General features: G+C 65.8%; 10 protein-coding genes. 7 read left to right on the forward strand and 3 right to left on the reverse strand.

Annotated features, from left to right (window positions below; all coding sequences use genetic code 11):
* The first annotated feature begins 8 nt into the window (after positions 1 to 8).
* The 4 genes from serS to J6595_RS06765 all read left to right on the forward strand — a co-directional run bounded on the left by serS (position 9) and on the right by J6595_RS06765 (position 4,161).
* Complete coding sequence (serS, locus tag J6595_RS06750; protein ID WP_209593682.1) at positions 9 to 1,286, forward strand: serine--tRNA ligase; 1,278 nt, start codon at positions 9 to 11, stop codon at positions 1,284 to 1,286.
* Positions 1,287 to 1,289: 3 nt separating this feature from the next.
* Complete coding sequence (gene surE / locus J6595_RS06755; RefSeq protein ID WP_209593683.1) at positions 1,290 to 2,045, forward strand: 5'/3'-nucleotidase SurE; 756 nt, start codon at positions 1,290 to 1,292, stop codon at positions 2,043 to 2,045.
* Positions 2,042 to 2,692, forward strand: a complete 651-nt coding sequence (locus tag J6595_RS06760; protein ID WP_209593684.1) for a protein-L-isoaspartate(D-aspartate) O-methyltransferase — start codon at positions 2,042 to 2,044, stop codon at positions 2,690 to 2,692. The genes surE and J6595_RS06760 overlap by 4 nt, the downstream gene beginning before the upstream one ends.
* Positions 2,693 to 2,853: 161 nt before the next feature.
* On the forward strand, positions 2,854 to 4,161 hold the full coding sequence (locus tag J6595_RS06765) for a peptidoglycan DD-metalloendopeptidase family protein (protein WP_245197662.1): 1,308 nt from the start codon (positions 2,854 to 2,856) through the stop codon (positions 4,159 to 4,161).
* A 302-nt stretch (positions 4,162 to 4,463) separates the two neighbouring features.
* Here J6595_RS06765 and J6595_RS06770 read toward each other — a convergent pair whose 3' ends face one another.
* The gene (locus J6595_RS06770; RefSeq protein ID WP_209593686.1) at positions 4,464 to 6,329 is read right to left on the reverse strand and encodes a flagellar biosynthetic protein FliO; all 1,866 of its coding nucleotides are present in this window, start codon (positions 6,327 to 6,329) and stop codon (positions 4,464 to 4,466) included.
* A 293-nt stretch (positions 6,330 to 6,622) separates the two neighbouring features.
* On the opposite strand from J6595_RS06770, the gene cckA reads away from it, so the two are divergent.
* The gene (cckA, locus tag J6595_RS06775) at positions 6,623 to 9,160 is read left to right on the forward strand and encodes a cell cycle histidine kinase CckA (protein ID WP_209593687.1); all 2,538 of its coding nucleotides are present in this window, start codon (positions 6,623 to 6,625) and stop codon (positions 9,158 to 9,160) included.
* A 185-nt stretch (positions 9,161 to 9,345) separates the two neighbouring features.
* On the opposite strand, the gene J6595_RS06780 is transcribed toward cckA, so the two are convergent.
* Both J6595_RS06780 and J6595_RS06785 read right to left on the reverse strand, forming a co-directional pair.
* On the reverse strand, positions 9,346 to 10,266 hold the full coding sequence (locus tag J6595_RS06780; RefSeq protein WP_209593688.1) for a pseudouridine-5'-phosphate glycosidase: 921 nt from the start codon (positions 10,264 to 10,266) through the stop codon (positions 9,346 to 9,348).
* On the reverse strand, positions 10,263 to 11,231 hold the full coding sequence (locus tag J6595_RS06785; protein ID WP_209593689.1) for a PfkB family carbohydrate kinase: 969 nt from the start codon (positions 11,229 to 11,231) through the stop codon (positions 10,263 to 10,265). Before J6595_RS06785 ends, J6595_RS06780 begins: the two co-directional genes overlap by 4 nt.
* 153 nt (positions 11,232 to 11,384) lie before the next feature.
* Between J6595_RS06785 and recA the strand changes: the two genes are divergently transcribed.
* A complete protein-coding gene (gene recA, locus J6595_RS06790) occupies positions 11,385 to 12,458 on the forward strand; it encodes a recombinase RecA (protein WP_209593690.1) in 1,074 nt (357 codons plus the stop codon).
* 206 nt (positions 12,459 to 12,664) lie between these two features.
* Complete coding sequence (alaS, locus tag J6595_RS06795; protein ID WP_209593691.1) at positions 12,665 to 15,328, forward strand: alanine--tRNA ligase; 2,664 nt, start codon at positions 12,665 to 12,667, stop codon at positions 15,326 to 15,328.
* Positions 15,329 to 15,743: the final 415 nt, after the last annotated feature.

The raw sequence follows: 15,743 nt of genomic DNA on the forward strand, positions 1-15,743 counted from the left end.
AGGGAAACATGCTCGATATCAAGTGGATCAGGGACAATCCGGCGAAGCTGGATGAAGCGCTCGAAAAGCGCGGCGCTCCGCCGGCTGCGATGGACATCATCAAGCTCGACGAACGGCGGCGCGATCACCTGAAGATCCTTCAGGACCTCCAGAACCGCCGCAACGACGCTTCGAAGGCGATCGGCAAGGCCAAGGGCTCCGGCGATAACGAACAGGCCGAGGCGCTGATCGAGGAAGTCGGCAAGATCAAGGCCGAGATCCAGGACGGCGAGGAGACCGAGCGCCGCATCGACGCCGATCTTCAGGACGTGCTCGCCCGCATCCCGAACGTGCCGCTCGACGATGTGCCGACCGGCGCCGACGAGGCCGACAATGTCGAGATCCGCAAGGTCGGCGAGCGGCCGCGGCTGAACTCCGCCAAGGAGCATTTCGAACTCGGCGAAGCCCTCGGCATGATGGAGTTCGAACAGGCGGCGAAGATCTCCGGCGCCCGCTTCACCATCCTCAAGGGCCCACTGGCGCGGCTGGAACGGGCGCTCGGCCAGTTCATGCTCGACCTGCACACCGGCGAACATGGCTATGAGGAAACCGCGGTTCCGCTGCTCGTCCGCGACGAGGCGCTGTTTGGCACCAACCAGCTGCCGAAATTTGCCGAGGATCTGTTCCAGACGACCGAGGGCCGGTGGATGATCCCGACCGCCGAGGTGCCGCTGACCAATCTCGTGCGCGAGCGCACGCTGGACGCCGCCGAGCTGCCGATCCGGGTGACGGCGCTGACACCGTGCTTCCGCTCCGAGGCGGGGGCGGCAGGCCGCGACCAGCGCGGCATGCTGCGCCAGCACCAGTTCTACAAGGTCGAGCTGGTCTCGATCACCGACGCGGATTCGTCCATCGCCGAACACGAGCGGATGACCGCCTGCGCCGAGGAAGTCCTGAAACGTCTCGGCCTCGCCTACCGCGTCGTCACGCTGTGCACCGGCGACATGGGCTTTGGCGCGCGCAAGACCTACGACATCGAGGTCTGGCTGCCGGGGCAGGGAACCTATCGCGAGATTTCCAGCTGCTCGGTCTGCGGCGATTTTCAGGCCCGGCGGATGAACGCCCGCTACAAGGTCGCCGGCGAAAAGGCCCAGCGTTTCGTTCACACGCTGAACGGTTCGGGCGTCGCGCTCGGCCGCGCATTGATCGCGGTGATGGAGAACTATCAGAACGCCGACGGTTCGATCACGGTGCCCGAGGTGCTGCGGCCCTATATGGGCGGCCTCGAAACCATCACGGCGGCCTGAGCGATGCGCATTCTGATCACCAATGACGACGGCATCAATGCCGAGGGCCTCGCCGTGCTCGAGCGGGTCGCCCAGGCCATGTCCGACGATGTCTGGACGGTGGCGCCCGAGACCGACCAGAGCGGTCTGTCGCATTCGCTGACGCTGTCTTCGCCGCTCAGGCTGCGCAAGCTTGGCGAGAAGCGCTACGCCGTGCGCGGCACGCCGACGGACTGCGTCATCATGGCGGCGCGCAAGATCATGGACGGGCTGCCGGATCTGGTCCTGTCCGGGATCAATGCCGGCCAGAACATCTGCGAGGACGTCAGCTATTCGGGAACGGTGGCTGGCGCCATGGAAGGCATGATGCTCGGCATCCGGTCGATCGCGCTCAGCCAGGCGTTTTCGCCCGGCACCGACCGCGAGGCGCTGTGGAAGACGGCGGAGACCCATGCGCCCCGCGTGATCGAGCAGCTCGCTGCCTTCGACCTGCCGCCCGGCCATCTCCTCAACGTCAACTTCCCGGCGGTCGAAGCCGGCGGCGTCAACGGTGTCGCCGTGACCCGACAGGGCAAGCTCGACTATTCGCTCGGCATCGAGGAGCGCCAGGACGGCCGGGGCTTTCCGTATTTCTGGCTCAAGTTCGGCCGCCAGGCCGGTCCGGAAGTCGCCGAATCCGATATCGCCGCCCTCAATGCCGGCATGATCTCGGTCACCCCGCTACAGATCGACCTCACCGCCGAGGCCCTGCGTGGCAAGCTCGCCGAAGCGTTGAGATGACGGCCGTCGATCCCGACCGCGAGAAACTCGCCGAGTTCCTCGTCCGGCTGCGGGGCGAACCGCGGATGCCGCCGGCGCTCTTCAAGGCGGTCGAGACGGTGCCGCGGCGGCTCTTTCTGCCGGCCGGCATCGACGATCCCTACGAGAACCGCAGCGCGCCGATCGCCTGCGGCGAGACGATGCCGGGTGCTCTCTTCGCCGTGCGCCTCGTCGCAGCGCTCGAGCCCGAGCCGGAGCAGCGGATTCTCGAGATCGGCACCGGCAGCGGCTATGTCACCGCGCTGATGGCCCGCATCGTCGGCCACGTCACCACTTTCGAGCGCTATCGGCGTTTGCTGAAGGGGGCGTCGCAGCGGTTCCGCGAGCTCGGCATCAGCAATGTGACGCCGATCTTCGAGGATGGCCGCGAGGGATTTGCCAGCGGCAGTCCCTATCACAGGATCATCGTCCACAGCGCCTTCCCGGCTCCGCCCAAGCAGTTCCTCGAACAACTGTCGCCGCACGCCTCGCTGATCTGTGCCATCGGCCCGGGGGACGGCGAGCAGGTGCTGGTACGGCTGCGCAAGGTGGGAACGCGCTTCGAACGCGAGGATCTCGGCCCCGTGCGCTATCAGGCGATCGCCTTCGGCAAGGCCGACGTCTTGTGACGCTTGGCCCTCTCGGGCCTCTCTGATCGGGAAAATTTGCCTTTCGACCGGCAGACTTAACCGGGCGGTAAGATTAACACGCTTCAATGACCTATGAAGAATCCACTGCCTTCAAAGGGACTGTGATGCGCTTACCAGTGTTAAGTCGTTCACGCCGACGCATGTTCGCCTCCGTCGCCGCACTCTCGGTGGCTGGCCTTTTCGCCGGCTGCAGTGGTGATGTCGTTCGATTTGACGACGGCTTCTACACGGGTGCGGTTCCACAGACCCCACCGGTCCAGCAGGCGCCGACCGCGCAGGCCTATCCCGGTGCCGTCGACGGCACGATGACCGGTGCGATCGCGCCGGCCGGAGGCGGCTATGTCTCCAGCCCGCCCCAGTCCGGCTACCCGGCGTCCGGCCAGACCATGCAGCGCAGCCAGCTGCCGCCTCCGCCCGAGCCGAGCTATCGCAGCAGTTCTGCGCCCGTCCGAAGCGAAACGAGCGTTGCGATGACCAGGCAGACGCCGGCCCGCTACGACGAGACGAACCAGATGGCTCCGGCACCTCGCGGTGTGGCTTCGAATACGCAGTTGCCCGCAACGCGCGGCGCTCCGCCGACCACATTGCAGACCCAGGCGTCCAATCTTGTGACGCCCAGGTCCCGGCCCATGAACGATAGCCGCGGCACGACGGGCGCTCGTCCGGCGCAATCCCGGTCGGCTGCCGGCACCGTGACCGTCTCGTCCGGGGACACGCTTCTCGGCATCGCTCGCAAGACGGGCGTCACCGCCGATGCGATCCGGCAGGCCAACAATCTGGATTCCGACACGATCCGGCTCGGCCAGACGCTGATGATCCCGGCTGGCGGCAAGATCCCGGCCAGGACCCAGAGCGAAGTTGCCTCCGCGCAGCCCAAGCCGGCCGAAAAGACCGCCGCGCCATCCACCGTCGTTGCATCGCGTGACACGGCCCCGGCCGAGACGCAGAGCGAGGCTGCCGCGAGGGGCGGGCGGATCGCCGCGCCCGCTCCGAGCGTCGATACGACCAAGACCGGTTCGGTCAGCAGGGAAGCGGAGCGCGACAGCGCAGCGCGCGCCCCGAATTCCACCGGCATCGACCAGTTCCGCTGGCCCGTGCAGGGCCGCGTGGTCAACCGCTATGGCGAGAAGGTCGACGGTCGCCGCAATGATGGCGTCAACATCTCGGTGCCGCGCGGCACGCCGGTCAAGGCCGCCGAGAACGGCGTCGTCATCTATGCCGGCGACGGCCTGAAGGAATTCGGCAACACGGTTCTGGTCAAGCACGACAACGGTCTCATCACCGTTTACGGCCACGCCGAGTCGCTGAAGGTGAAGAAGGGCGAGACCGTGAGGCGCGGCGAGGTCATCGCCCAGTCCGGCATGAGCGGCGACACGGACGTTCCGGTCCTGCATTTCGAGGTTCGCAAGAATTCGACCCCGGTCGATCCGATGAAGTATCTCCAGTAGGCGCACTCGTCGGCGGGCAGCCTGGCCGGACTGATGGCGCGGCGAAGCCCGTTGCAGCTGACGAGACGCGGGAAGCGATGATCTGACTGAAAACGGCCGCGAGAGATGCCCTCTCGCGGCCGTTCTGTTTTTTTTGGTGCTGCCTGCGGAAGTGTCTGAGGGAAGGGCGATCAGAAGAAAGTCGTGAACGCGGAAACTGCCCTCCCGGCGACCTCAAGGGGCCGCTGATAAGTCGGTGTCGACCGAGAGGTATGGCCAAATTGGCTTGCCGGTGCCCGCGTTACGTCCCTCGGCGCGAGGCATCATGCCTTGCCTTTTTCCTTCTCTTTCTCCTTCTCGGCGCCGATGTCGCCGAGGAGCCGTTTCATCTCTTCTTCGAGATCCACGTCGTTCGCCGGGGACAAGGCCGGTTGCCGGCTCGGTCCATCAGCTTCCGGTGCGCGGGCAGGGGCTGTTCCGGGATTCGCCTTGGGTTCGCTGGCCTGCTGCGAAACCGGCGTTGCCGGAGGAGTTGCCGGCTGCCTTTCCGGCGCGGGCTTTTTCTCAGGTTCGGGCTTGGCATTGACGGCAGGCGGCTGCTGGCGCGGCGGGACTGGGGGCTGCGCCGGCGCAGCCGCCGGCTTTCCGGGCCTGGACGCAGCTTGTGTCGCGCCATTTCTGGCCGCCGGAGCAGGCGGCCGATTTGTCGCCTGCGCACGACCGGCGCCGTCGCTGGAAGATGGGCGTCCAGCGTCCGATGCCGGCTTCTCGGCCTGCCTTCCATCGGTGCTGGGGGCGCCCTGTTTCCGCTCGGCTTCGCCGGACGGCTTCTGTGGCGCAGGGGCCGCGGCCGGACGGGGAGGCGCCTTCGCGGTTGTGGGCGGGGGCGCCGTCTCCTCCTGCATTTCCATGTTCAGCTCGGCCGACAGGAAGTCTTCCAGGCTCTGCTCGACGGCGGCGCCGGGCTCATCGCGGCGGGCCGCTGGCTGCGAAGTCGAGCGGCCCGTCGCCGGGTTTTCCCGCACCGGTGTTGCCGGCGTCGCGACGGCCGGGTCTGGCCGGTCGGCGCGGCCGTATTTTCTGGCCTGGATGGCGCTGGCGAAACTGCGCACCGAGAGCGGTCGCGGCTCTTCGCGGGAATCGGCATCCATGCCGCTTGCTTTCGACAGGCTCTGCGTCTGGCCGGCTCTATCTGCTGGCGGGTTCGACCGTGCAACGGGTGCGTCCACCGATGCTGCGGAAGCCCGTGACCCCGCATTCTGTCCGTTACTGCCCGAAGCCGCGGCATTTGGCGCCCGGACGGGCGCTTGCGGCGCCGGCTCGGACTGGGCACGGGGGCTCGCCGGGCGCTCGTCCGGGGTCGGCGCCTCCAGTTCCGGTTCGGTCCTTTGCGGCAGCCGCGGTGTTGCCCGCGTGAAGGCGAGGGTCGAGGGATTGAGCGTCTGCGCCTCGCCGGTTCTGCGGCCGGCATCGGCGGATGGCACGGCCACCTGCCTCGCCTCAGCCGTGGTCTCGCTTCGGGCAGTCCGGTCGCGCCCCTCGTCTTCGGCAAGCTCGATCGTGGGAGCCGGGTCCATGCGCCGTGTGACCGAATTTGCCGGCTCGGGCGGAAGTTTTGATTGTTCGGGCAGGCGAGGCTCGGCGCGGGGCGATGGCGCGCCGCGGGCGACCGTAGGAGAGCTTGGCTCGCGCCGCTCCTCGTTGGCCGGTCGTGGCATGGCTTTCGGCTCACGCTCAACCGGCTCGTCATCCGCGACAGGTCGCACATCCCAGTTCCGTGCGGCGGTCATCACCTGCGGTGCCTGTTGCGCCCTGCGATTGGGCGAAGACGAAACGGTCGGAACATCGGCGCGCCCGTCGTCCGGCGCCGTGGACGGTCGTCTGGTCGCGGGAAACCGCAGGATCGAACTCTCGACGAGAATGTCGGTCTGGCCGCCGACGAGAACCAGATGCTCGACCTCGTCCCGGCGCAGAAGAACCAGCTTTCTCTTGTCGTCGACGCGCACGCTGTCGATCACCTGAAGCCGCGGCGCCTTCGCCCTGGGCCCGACGCCGGCGCCACTGCCCACCAGTCGCTTGGCGAGCAGGATGACCGCGACTGCCAGAAGGCAGACCATTGCCGCAACGAATGCGACCCAGACAATGGGGGCGAGGCTCGCCCCGAACAGATCGACGATCCATTGCGGCATGGTTTCGGAAACTCCGTTACAAGGGAACCGCTCGGCAGGCGCTTTTCTCACAAAGCGGTGCCGCATAAACGCAAGCTCGGCAAGCCCTTAGCCCGGTCGGCCAGGGCGTAATGAAGAATTACCCGCAGCTCACCACCCTGCTAAGGGACCCGTGAGTTCGGACAAGGATTGCATGTTACCGATTCTAGGGCGGCAAGCTGGCCGAGGCGAATAAGGTGGCGTAAGCGCTCGATTCCGGTAGGGATTTCCTTCACAATCGAAGCGAATCGCAAGCAAAAGAGAGGCGAATTGTCATGAACGGAGCGGCTCGGGGGACGATTGACAAACCGTTGATCGACCGGACGGCGGCCGCATCGGGCGTGAGACGCTTTCTGCTGCTCGGCGGTGCCCTGATTCTCGCCGGCGCCAGTCTCGCCTTGTTCGGCCGCAGCTACGGTCAGATGGCGCTGCTCGCCACGTTCGGCTTTCTTTCGGTCGTCGGCATCGGAGCGATCTTTGCCGCCGCCCTGGGGGTTCTGCGGTTTTCGAGCCGGGCGAATGATGGCGGCATTGCGCGCGACTATCTCGACAGCGCGCGCACCGGCTTGCTGATTCTCGACCGGCGCGGGCAGGTCGTTTATGCCAATCGCGCCTATGGCGATCTGACCGGCGCCGCGCGCGCCGGCGAGGTGCGGACCCTGGAACGCATGCTCGCCCGCGAGGCCGAGGCGACCGAAGCGGTGTATCACCTCGCCAATCTCGCGCGCGACGGGCGCTCGGGCCAGCGCGAATTCCGGCTCGCCCACAGCCTCGCGCCGTCGGGCAGGGACAAGGATTCGCCCTGCTGGTACCGCGTCTCGGTGCGGCCTCTCGCCACGCGCGGCGGCCAGATGCAGGCCTGGCAGATCCTCGACATCACCGCCGACCGCAAGCATGAGGAAAGCTCGTTTCAGGACCTGCAGCACGCGATCGACTATCTCGACAAGGCGCCCGCCGGTTTCTTCGCCGCCGATGGCGAGCACCGGATCGCCTATCTCAATGCGACGCTCGCCGAGTGGCTCGACCTCGATCTGTCCGACGTCAAACCCTATGAGCGCTCGTTCCTGGAATTCCTCGCTCCTGCCTCGCGGACCGTCTATGTGGAGCGCTCGAAGGCGCAAGCCGAGAGCATCGATGACCTCGACCTCGTTTCCGGCTCGGGCAAAAGCCTGCCGGTCAGGCTGCTCCGCCGCCCGGTTCAGGACGACAGTGCTGCGCCGGGAACGGTTCGCACGCTGGTGCTCGATCGCAGCGGCGACAACGAGGCGGCGACGCCGGTCGAACTTGCCGAAGCGCGGTTCACGCGGTTCTTCAACTCGTCGCCCATGGCGATCGCCACACTCAATCCCGGCGGCCGCGTCGTGCGTTTCAACGCCGTCTTCCGCCGGATCTTCGGCGCAGAGGCCGCGGAGGGGGCCACCGGCTTCCAGATGGCCATTCGCGAATCGGGGCACGAAGCGTTCAGGAAGGCGCTGTCTGACGCGAGCGACGGCCGCTCCGGCATCCTGCCCGTCGATGCCGAGGTGATCGGTGACGGCCCGCGCACCGTGCGGCTCTATCTCAGCGCCGTTCCGAAGATCGGCGCCGACAGCGATGAATGCGCGATCGTCTACGGGGTGGACATCACCCAGCAGCGCGCGCTCGAGGAGCAGATCGCCCAGAGCCAGAGGATGCAGGCGATCGGCAATCTCGCCGGCGGTATCGCCCACGACTTCAACAACGTTCTGACGATCATCACCGCCTCGGTCGATTTCCTGCTGCTCAACCACCGCACCGGCGACCCCTCCTTCCAGGACCTGCTCCTGATCAAGCAGAGCGCCAACCGTGCCGCCTCGCTCGTGCGCCAGCTGCTGGCCTATTCGCGCCGCCAGACGATGCGGCCGAAAATGCTCAATCTGACGGACGTCGTTGCCGACATGCACCTGCTTCTCAAGCGGGTCAGCGGCGACCATGCGGCGCTGGAGCGCCACCACGCCCGCGATCTGTGGCCGGTGATGGCCGATATCGGCCAGTTCGAGCAGGTGATCACCAATCTCGTCCAGAACGCCCGCGACGCGATGCCGAGCGGCGGCAAGATCTCGATCACCACACGCAACGTGCCGGCCAGCGAGGCAAGCGGGTTCGGCTATTCCGAGCTCACCGACGGCGACTATGTCCTCGTCGAGGTGACGGATACCGGTACCGGCATGCCGGCGGAGGTGGCCGAGCGGATATTCGAGCCGTTCTTCACGACCAAGGAGATCGGCAAGGGCACCGGGCTCGGTCTGTCGATGGTCTACGGCATCATCAAGCAGTCCAACGGCTACATCTTCGTTGATTCGACGCAAGGCAAGGGGACGACGTTCCGCATCTTCCTGCCGCGTTTCGTGCCGACGGAGACCCTTGGGGTCAGCTCGGATTCCACTGCGGCCGTCGTCAGCGGCGCCAAGATGGATCTTTCGGGGACGGAGACGATCCTTCTCGTCGAGGACGAGGATCATGTCAGGGCCGGCAACGTCCGGGCGCTGAAGATGCGCGGCTACGACGTGCAGGAGGCGGCCTCCGGGGTCGAGGCCCTCGAGGTTCTGGAGGAACTCGACGGCAAGATCGATCTCGTCGTCTCCGACGTCGTCATGCCGGAAATGGACGGGCCGACATTGCTGCGCGAAATGCGCAAGACGCGGCCGGATCTGAAGTTCATTTTCGTCTCCGGCTATGCGGAGGAGGCCTTCGCCAAGAACATGCCGGAGGGCGAGAAATTCGGCTTCCTCGCCAAGCCCTTCTCGCTCAAGGAGCTGGCCGTCGCGGTCAAGACCATGCTGAACGAAGACTGATCCGGCACAATTCCGGCAGAAACGGGCCGGCAGACAAGACGGCCGGCGCGCAGCTTGTGCGCCGGAGCCTTTGGGGCAGAGGTGAATTCACCCGAAACGCGCGATCGCTTTGTCGAGCGTCGTCGTCGAAGCGCATGGTCTCTTCGGTGAGCGCCGGACCGGCTCTCACCGAAAGGCATCGGCCCTCAGGCCGCTTCGAGCGCCACGGCGATCTCACCGGCCAGTCTTGCATTCGCCTTGATGAGAGCGATGTTCGCCTCAAGAGAGCGGCCACCGCTCAGTTCGACGATCCGGCCAAGGAGGAAGGGCGTCACGGCCTTGCCGGTAATGGCCTTTCGCGCCGCATCTTCCAGCGCCTGTTCAATCCACCCCTCGACCGTCTCGCGGGCAATGGCGTCTTCGCTCGCGAGCGGATTGGCGATCAGCATGCCGCCGACGATGCCCAGCGCCTCGCGGGTTCGTTGAAACTTCGCGACAGCCTCCGCGCTGTCGAGCCGAAGTGGGGCCGGAAAACCCGATTCGCGAGACCAGAAGGCCGGCAGATCGTCGCTCCTGTAGGCAGCGACCGGCACGCCCTTCGTCTCCAGATATTCCAGCGTCCGCCCGATATCCAGAATGGCCTTGGCCCCGGCCGAAACGACGATGACATCGGTCCGCGCGAGTTCCTCCAGATCGGCGGAGACGTCGAGGCTCGTCTCCCCGCCTCGGTGGACGCCGCCGATGCCGCCCGTCGCGAAGACCGCGATGCCGGCGGCTTTTGCCGCGATCATCGTCGCCGCGACGGTGGTCGAACCCGTGCAACCCGAGGCGACGGCATAGGCTAGGTCTGCCCGCGACAGCTTCATCACGCCCTCGGCCTTGGCGAGGCCGGTGAGTTCGCTTTCGTCGAGACCCACGCGAACGACACCGTCGATCACCGCGATGGTCGCGGGCTCCGCGCCGCTCTTTCGCACCGATGCCTCGACGGCCAGCGCCGTCTCCAGATTGTCGGGGTAGGGCATGCCATGCGTCACGATGGTCGATTCCAGCGCGACGAGTGGTTTGCCGGCGGCTCGTGCGGAAAGGATGCGGGGCGAAAAGGCGAGATGGCGATCAAGGGTGGTCATGGTCTCGATGGGTCCGTCAGAGGCTCAGAAAGCTGCGGGAGCAGGCGATCGATGTCGCCGGCAAGGTCGCGCGGGGGAAAGTCGGGGTCGGATATGCGCAGCGATGCCGCGACGATGCCGCGTCTTGCACATTCGACGAAGGGCGCGCCGCGCAGATGGGCGGCGAAGGCGATGGCGGCCAGCGTATCGCCGGCGCCGGTCACATCGAGAGGCCTGACGGCGGGAGGCCGCTGGAAGATCAGATCCTTGCCGACGAGGATTGCCGCCTCGAGCGCTCCGTCGCTGATGACCGCGCGGCGCACGCCCTGTTCACCGATCAGGCTGGCGATCAGCCGCAGATTCGTCGCGGCCGTCACTTCGGCCAGCGCGGCGGCCTCGGCGCGCGACAGGAACACCGCCGCAAGCCTCGGCAGAACCGGAACCAGCCGGCGAACCTTCGCGGGCGAGACACCGATCGCAGCGACCGGCCGCTTGCTGGCGGCTTCCACGGCGCCGACGATCATCTCGCCAGGCAGATTGGCATCGATGATCAGCGCGTCCGACTTGGCCATGGCGTCGCGCACGCTGCGGCGCTGCAGGAGCTTCGGCCCAAGCCGATCGTAGAGCGCCATGTCGGCGATGCCGGCGACGAGCTCGCCATGGTCGTCGATGATCGCCGTATAGGTCGACGTTGCCCGGTCGAGAAAAGTGACGCTCAGATCCTCGACCGCAAGGTCTGCAATGGCAGAAGCGATTCGCCTGCCGTCGTCATCGCCGCCGCGGGCGCCGAGAAAACCCACATGACAGCCGAGCGCGCGCAGGGCCGTCGCGGCGTTGAACAGCGCGCCACCGGGCGACTCGACGAGGACGCCGGGGTTCGACGCCTTCGGATGGAAGGGGCTCGCCGCCTTCGCCCGGCGGTCCATATGCGCAGCGCCGACGAGCAAGAGTTTGGCCGTGGCCGAGGCCTTCGGGGTGGTTTTCATCACTTGTTCATCAATCTCGGTGCTCGGATCCGATTCGAAATATGGAACAAAACGCGATCATGCGCTTGCAGGCTTAGAACAAAAAGAGTACATGTGGATGCGGATTTCGGATGTTGCACCCCTCATTGACGCGTGAAATAAGGTCCTTTCACCATGGCACAAAACAGTCTCCGTCTTGTCGAGGATAATTCATTGGATAAGAACAAGGCCCTCGACGCGGCTCTGTCGCAGATCGAACGCGCCTTCGGCAAGGGCTCGATCATGCGGCTCGGCGCCAACGAGAAAATCGTTGAAGTCGAAACCGTTTCGACGGGCTCGCTGGGGCTCGATATCGCTCTTGGCATCGGCGGTCTGCCGAAGGGCCGGGTGATCGAGGTTTTCGGTCCCGAAAGCTCGGGTAAGACGACGCTCGCCCTGCACACCATTGCCGAAGCTCAGAAAAAGGGCGGCATCTGCGCCTTCGTCGATGCCGAACACGCGCTCGATCCGGTCTATGCGCGCAAGCTCGGGGTCGATCTCGAAAATCTCCTGATCTCTCAGCCTGATACCGGCGAGCAGGCACTCGAAATCACCGACACGCTGGTGCGCTCGGGCGCGATCGACGTGCTGGTGGTCGATTCGGTGGCGGCGCTGACGCCGCGTGCCGAGATCGAGGGCGAGATGGGCGACTCGCTGCCCGGCATGCAGGCGCGGCTGATGAGTCAGGCCCTGCGCAAATTGACCGGTTCGATCTCGCGATCGAAATGCATGGTCATCTTCATCAACCAGATCCGCATGAAGATCGGCGTGATGTTCGGCTCGCCTGAAACGACCACCGGCGGCAACGCCCTGAAGTTCTATGCCTCGGTTCGTCTCGACATCCGCCGGATCGGTTCGATCAAGGATCGCGACGAGGTGACCGGCAATCAGACCAAGGTGAAGGTCGTCAAGAACAAGATGGCGCCGCCTTTCAAGCAGGTCGAGTTCGACATCATGTATGGCGAGGGCGTCTCGAAGATGGGCGAACTGGTCGATCTCGGCGTCAAGTCCGGCATCGTGGAGAAATCCGGCGCCTGGTTCTCCTACAACAGCCAGCGGCTCGGCCAGGGGCGGGAAAACGCCAAGAATTTCCTGCGCGACAATCCGGCTGTCGCCGACGAGATCGAAACGTCGATCCGCCAGAATGCCGGCCTGCTCGCCGAGCAGCTTCTCGACGATGGCCGCGAAGATGATGGTGCCGACGACTGATCGCGTCGATCTTCGAGGCGCGATGCGGCTGTGGCGTGGATCAGATCCTTGCAGCACTAAGCGTTTGAACCGGAGCTTCGCGGCGTTCGCGCAGCCGATGGACAGGCTCGGCTCGCCTTTGTAAAAGGCGCGACGGTTCGCCGGTCTTCTGAAAGAGAAGAGGCAGGCCGGCACATTCTTTCCGCAATGTCTCGAAGGTCTCGCTCATGAGTGGCGTCAATGAAATCCGGTCGGCTTTTCTCGATTATTTCGAGAAGAACGGGCACGAGCGGGTTCCATCGTCTCCGCTCGTGCCGCGCAACGACCCGACCTTGATGTTCACCAATGCGGGGATGGTGCAGTTCAAGAACGTCTTCACCGGCCTTGAAAAGCGCCCCTACAGCCGCGCGACGACCGCGCAGAAGGTCGTGCGCGCCGGCGGCAAGCACAATGATCTCGACAATGTCGGCTATACGGCGCGCCATCACACCTTCTTCGAGATGCTCGGGAATTTCTCCTTCGGTGATTATTTCAAGGAACGGGCGATCGAACTCGCCTGGAACCTGACGACCAAGGAATTCGGTCTGCCCAGGGAGCGGCTGCTCGTTACCGTTTTTTCGGAAGACGAGGACGCTGCGACCTTGTGGAAGAAGATCGCGGGTCTCACCGACGATCGAATCATCCGCATCCCGACCTTCGACAATTTCTGGACCATGGGCGAGACCGGCCCTTGCGGGCCATGTTCTGAAATCTTTTTCGACCAGGGCGAAAGTGTCGCGGGCGGCCCTCCCGGGAGCGCCGACGAGGATGGCGATCGGTTTCTGGAGTTCTGGAACCTCGTCTTCATGCAGTTCGATCAGGTCGATGGGGCGACTCGCCTCGATCTGCCGCGCCCCTCGATCGATACCGGCATGGGCCTCGAACGCATGGCCGCGATCATGCAAGGGGTCCATTCGAACTACGAGACGGATCTGTTCCGCACGCTGATTGCCGCCGTCGAGCAGGCGATCGGCTCGCAGGCCACGGGCGAGAAGGTCGCGAGCCACAGGGTGATCGCCGATCATCTGCGGGCGACGTCATTTCTCATTGCCGACGGTGTGCTGCCCTCGAACGAAGGGCGCGGCTATGTGCTGCGCCGGATCATGCGCCGGGCCATGCGCCATGCGCGCATGCTGGGCGCTCAGGAGCCGGTGCTGTTCAAGCTGGTCCCGACGCTGGTCGCGGAGATGGGCCGCGCCTATCCCGAACTCGGCCGGGCCGAAGCGCTGATCTCCGAGACGCTCAAGCTCGAGGAGAAGCGCTTCCTGCAGACCCTCGACAGAGGCCTCACTCTGCTCTCGGAGGCGACGGAGGGCATGGGCTCGGGCGAGCGACTGTCCGGCGAGACCGCGTTCAAGCTCTATGACACCTACGGTTTTCCGCTGGATCTCACCCAGGATGCTTTGCGTCAGCGCGGGATCGAGGTCGATCTGAACACATTCAACACCGCGATGGAGCGACAGAAGGCCGAGGCACGGGCGAGCTGGGCCGGCTCGGGTGAGGCGGCGTCGGAAAACATCTGGTTTGCGATCCGCGAGCGGGTCGGGGCGACGGAATTCCTCGGCTACGACACCGAGCGGGCCGAGGGCGCCGTCGTGGCGCTGGTCAAGGACGGCGCCGAGGTGAGCGAAGCCGTCGAGGGTGACGAGATCTCCCTCGTCGTCAATCAGACGCCGTTCTACGGCGAATCGGGCGGTCAGCTCGGCGACACCGGAGTGATGCGCGGCGAGGGCGTCGAGATCGCCGTGACGGATACGCGCAAGTTCGCCGAAGGTCTCTTCGTTCATCGCGCGCGCGTCAAAACGGGTTCCATCAAGGTCGGCACGCCACTCGACCTCGAGGTCGATCATGGCCGCCGTTCGCATATCCGCGCCAATCACTCGGCGACGCATCTTCTGCACGAGGCGCTGCGCGAGGTGCTCGGCAGCCATGTGGCGCAGAAGGGCTCGATGGTCGCGCCGGAGCGGCTGCGTTTCGACTTTTCCCATCCCAAGCCCATCGAAGCGGACGAGATTGCCGAGGTGGAGCGTCTGGCGAACACGATCATCATCCAGAACGCCCCGGTCGAGACGCGGCTGATGGCCGTGGACGACGCGATCGAGTCCGGTGCCATGGCGCTGTTCGGCGAGAAATACGGCGACGAGGTGCGGGTCGTCTCGATGGGCGTCGCGCAGGAGGGCGAGAAGGCAGGCAAGGCCTATTCGGTCGAGCTTTGCGGTGGCACGCATGTGCGGGCGACCGGCGATATCGGTCTCGTGCACGTTGTCGCGGAGGCGGGCGTTGCCGCCGGTGTCCGGCGCATCGAGGCTCTGACTGGCGATGCGGCGCGCGCGCATCTTCTGGAGCAGGATCGCCGCGTCCGCCGCATGGCTGCGGCGTTGAAGGTCTCGCAGGCCGAGGCCGCCGACCGGCTGGACGCGGTCGTCGAGGAGCGCCGCCGGCTGGAGCGTGAACTCGCCGAAGCGCGCAAGAAGCTTGCCCTTGTCGGCGACGGTGGCGGCGCCTCCGCCAGCGCGGCGCCGAAAGAGGTCGCGGGCGTCGCCTTCGTCGGCCGCGTGCTGGAGGGCGTGCCGGCCAAGGAGCTCAAGGGCCTCGTCGACGAGACCAAGGCGCAGATCGGATCAGGCGTCGTCGCTCTCGTCGCCGTGGCGGACGGCAAGGCCTCCGTCGTCGTCGGTGTGACGGCTGATCTCGTCGGTCGTTTCGATGCGGTCACGCTGGTACGCGCCGCGAGCGCCGCGATCGGCGGCAAGGGCGGCGGTGGGCGGCCGGACATGGCGCAGGCCGGCGGCCCCGACGGCGACAAGGCCGGCGAGGCCATCGCCGCGGTCGAAGCCGCCATGGCTGGCTGATCAGGGCTGGCCGGGACCGGCTTCGGGATGTCTTGCGTCCCCAAGCCATGATCGGGCGAGGCCGTCGGCAGGGCTGAAGGCGCGGGAGGGGATTGCCACCCGCGTGCGCTTTGCTGCCGCGATGTCCGATCTTCGGCGGCGATCCGAAATCCGATGGGCTTTTCTTCCGCCGTCTCACCAGCTCGCGAGCCGTCGGCCTGCCTGTCCGAAAGTTAATTCGTCTTTTCGGAACGCGGTGGCGCAAGATTGCTTTTGCAACCATGGCCGGACATCGCTCCTTGCGATTTTGGCCTGGTCAGACGGGTCGCCGCGCAACGTGCCAGTTCGCCGACATTTTCACGACGTCCCTGCATTCAATCGATGTCGCGTCGCCGGCCTGTTCCGGCCGGGTGCCCTGTGCTCGGCCAAGCCGGCG

It is taken from the genome of Jiella mangrovi, from assembly GCF_017815135.1.
Lineage (GTDB): Bacteria > Pseudomonadota > Alphaproteobacteria > Rhizobiales > Rhizobiaceae > Jiella > Jiella mangrovi.

Coding starts and splice junctions, on each gene's coding strand:
- J6595_RS06785 (WP_209593689.1), bottom strand. CDS start 11,231: ATGAAAACCACCCCGAAGGCCTCGGCCACGGCCAAACTCTTGCTCGTC.
- cckA (WP_209593687.1), top strand. CDS start 6,623: ATGAACGGAGCGGCTCGGGGGACGATTGACAAACCGTTGATCGACCGG.
- J6595_RS06765 (WP_245197662.1), top strand. CDS start 2,854: ATGTTCGCCTCCGTCGCCGCACTCTCGGTGGCTGGCCTTTTCGCCGGC.
- J6595_RS06780 (WP_209593688.1), bottom strand. CDS start 10,266: ATGACCACCCTTGATCGCCATCTCGCCTTTTCGCCCCGCATCCTTTCC.
- J6595_RS06770 (WP_209593686.1), bottom strand. CDS start 6,329: ATGCCGCAATGGATCGTCGATCTGTTCGGGGCGAGCCTCGCCCCCATT.
- serS (WP_209593682.1), top strand. CDS start 9: ATGCTCGATATCAAGTGGATCAGGGACAATCCGGCGAAGCTGGATGAA.
- J6595_RS06760 (WP_209593684.1), top strand. CDS start 2,042: ATGACGGCCGTCGATCCCGACCGCGAGAAACTCGCCGAGTTCCTCGTC.
- recA (WP_209593690.1), top strand. CDS start 11,385: ATGGCACAAAACAGTCTCCGTCTTGTCGAGGATAATTCATTGGATAAG.
- alaS (WP_209593691.1), top strand. CDS start 12,665: ATGAGTGGCGTCAATGAAATCCGGTCGGCTTTTCTCGATTATTTCGAG.
- surE (WP_209593683.1), top strand. CDS start 1,290: ATGCGCATTCTGATCACCAATGACGACGGCATCAATGCCGAGGGCCTC.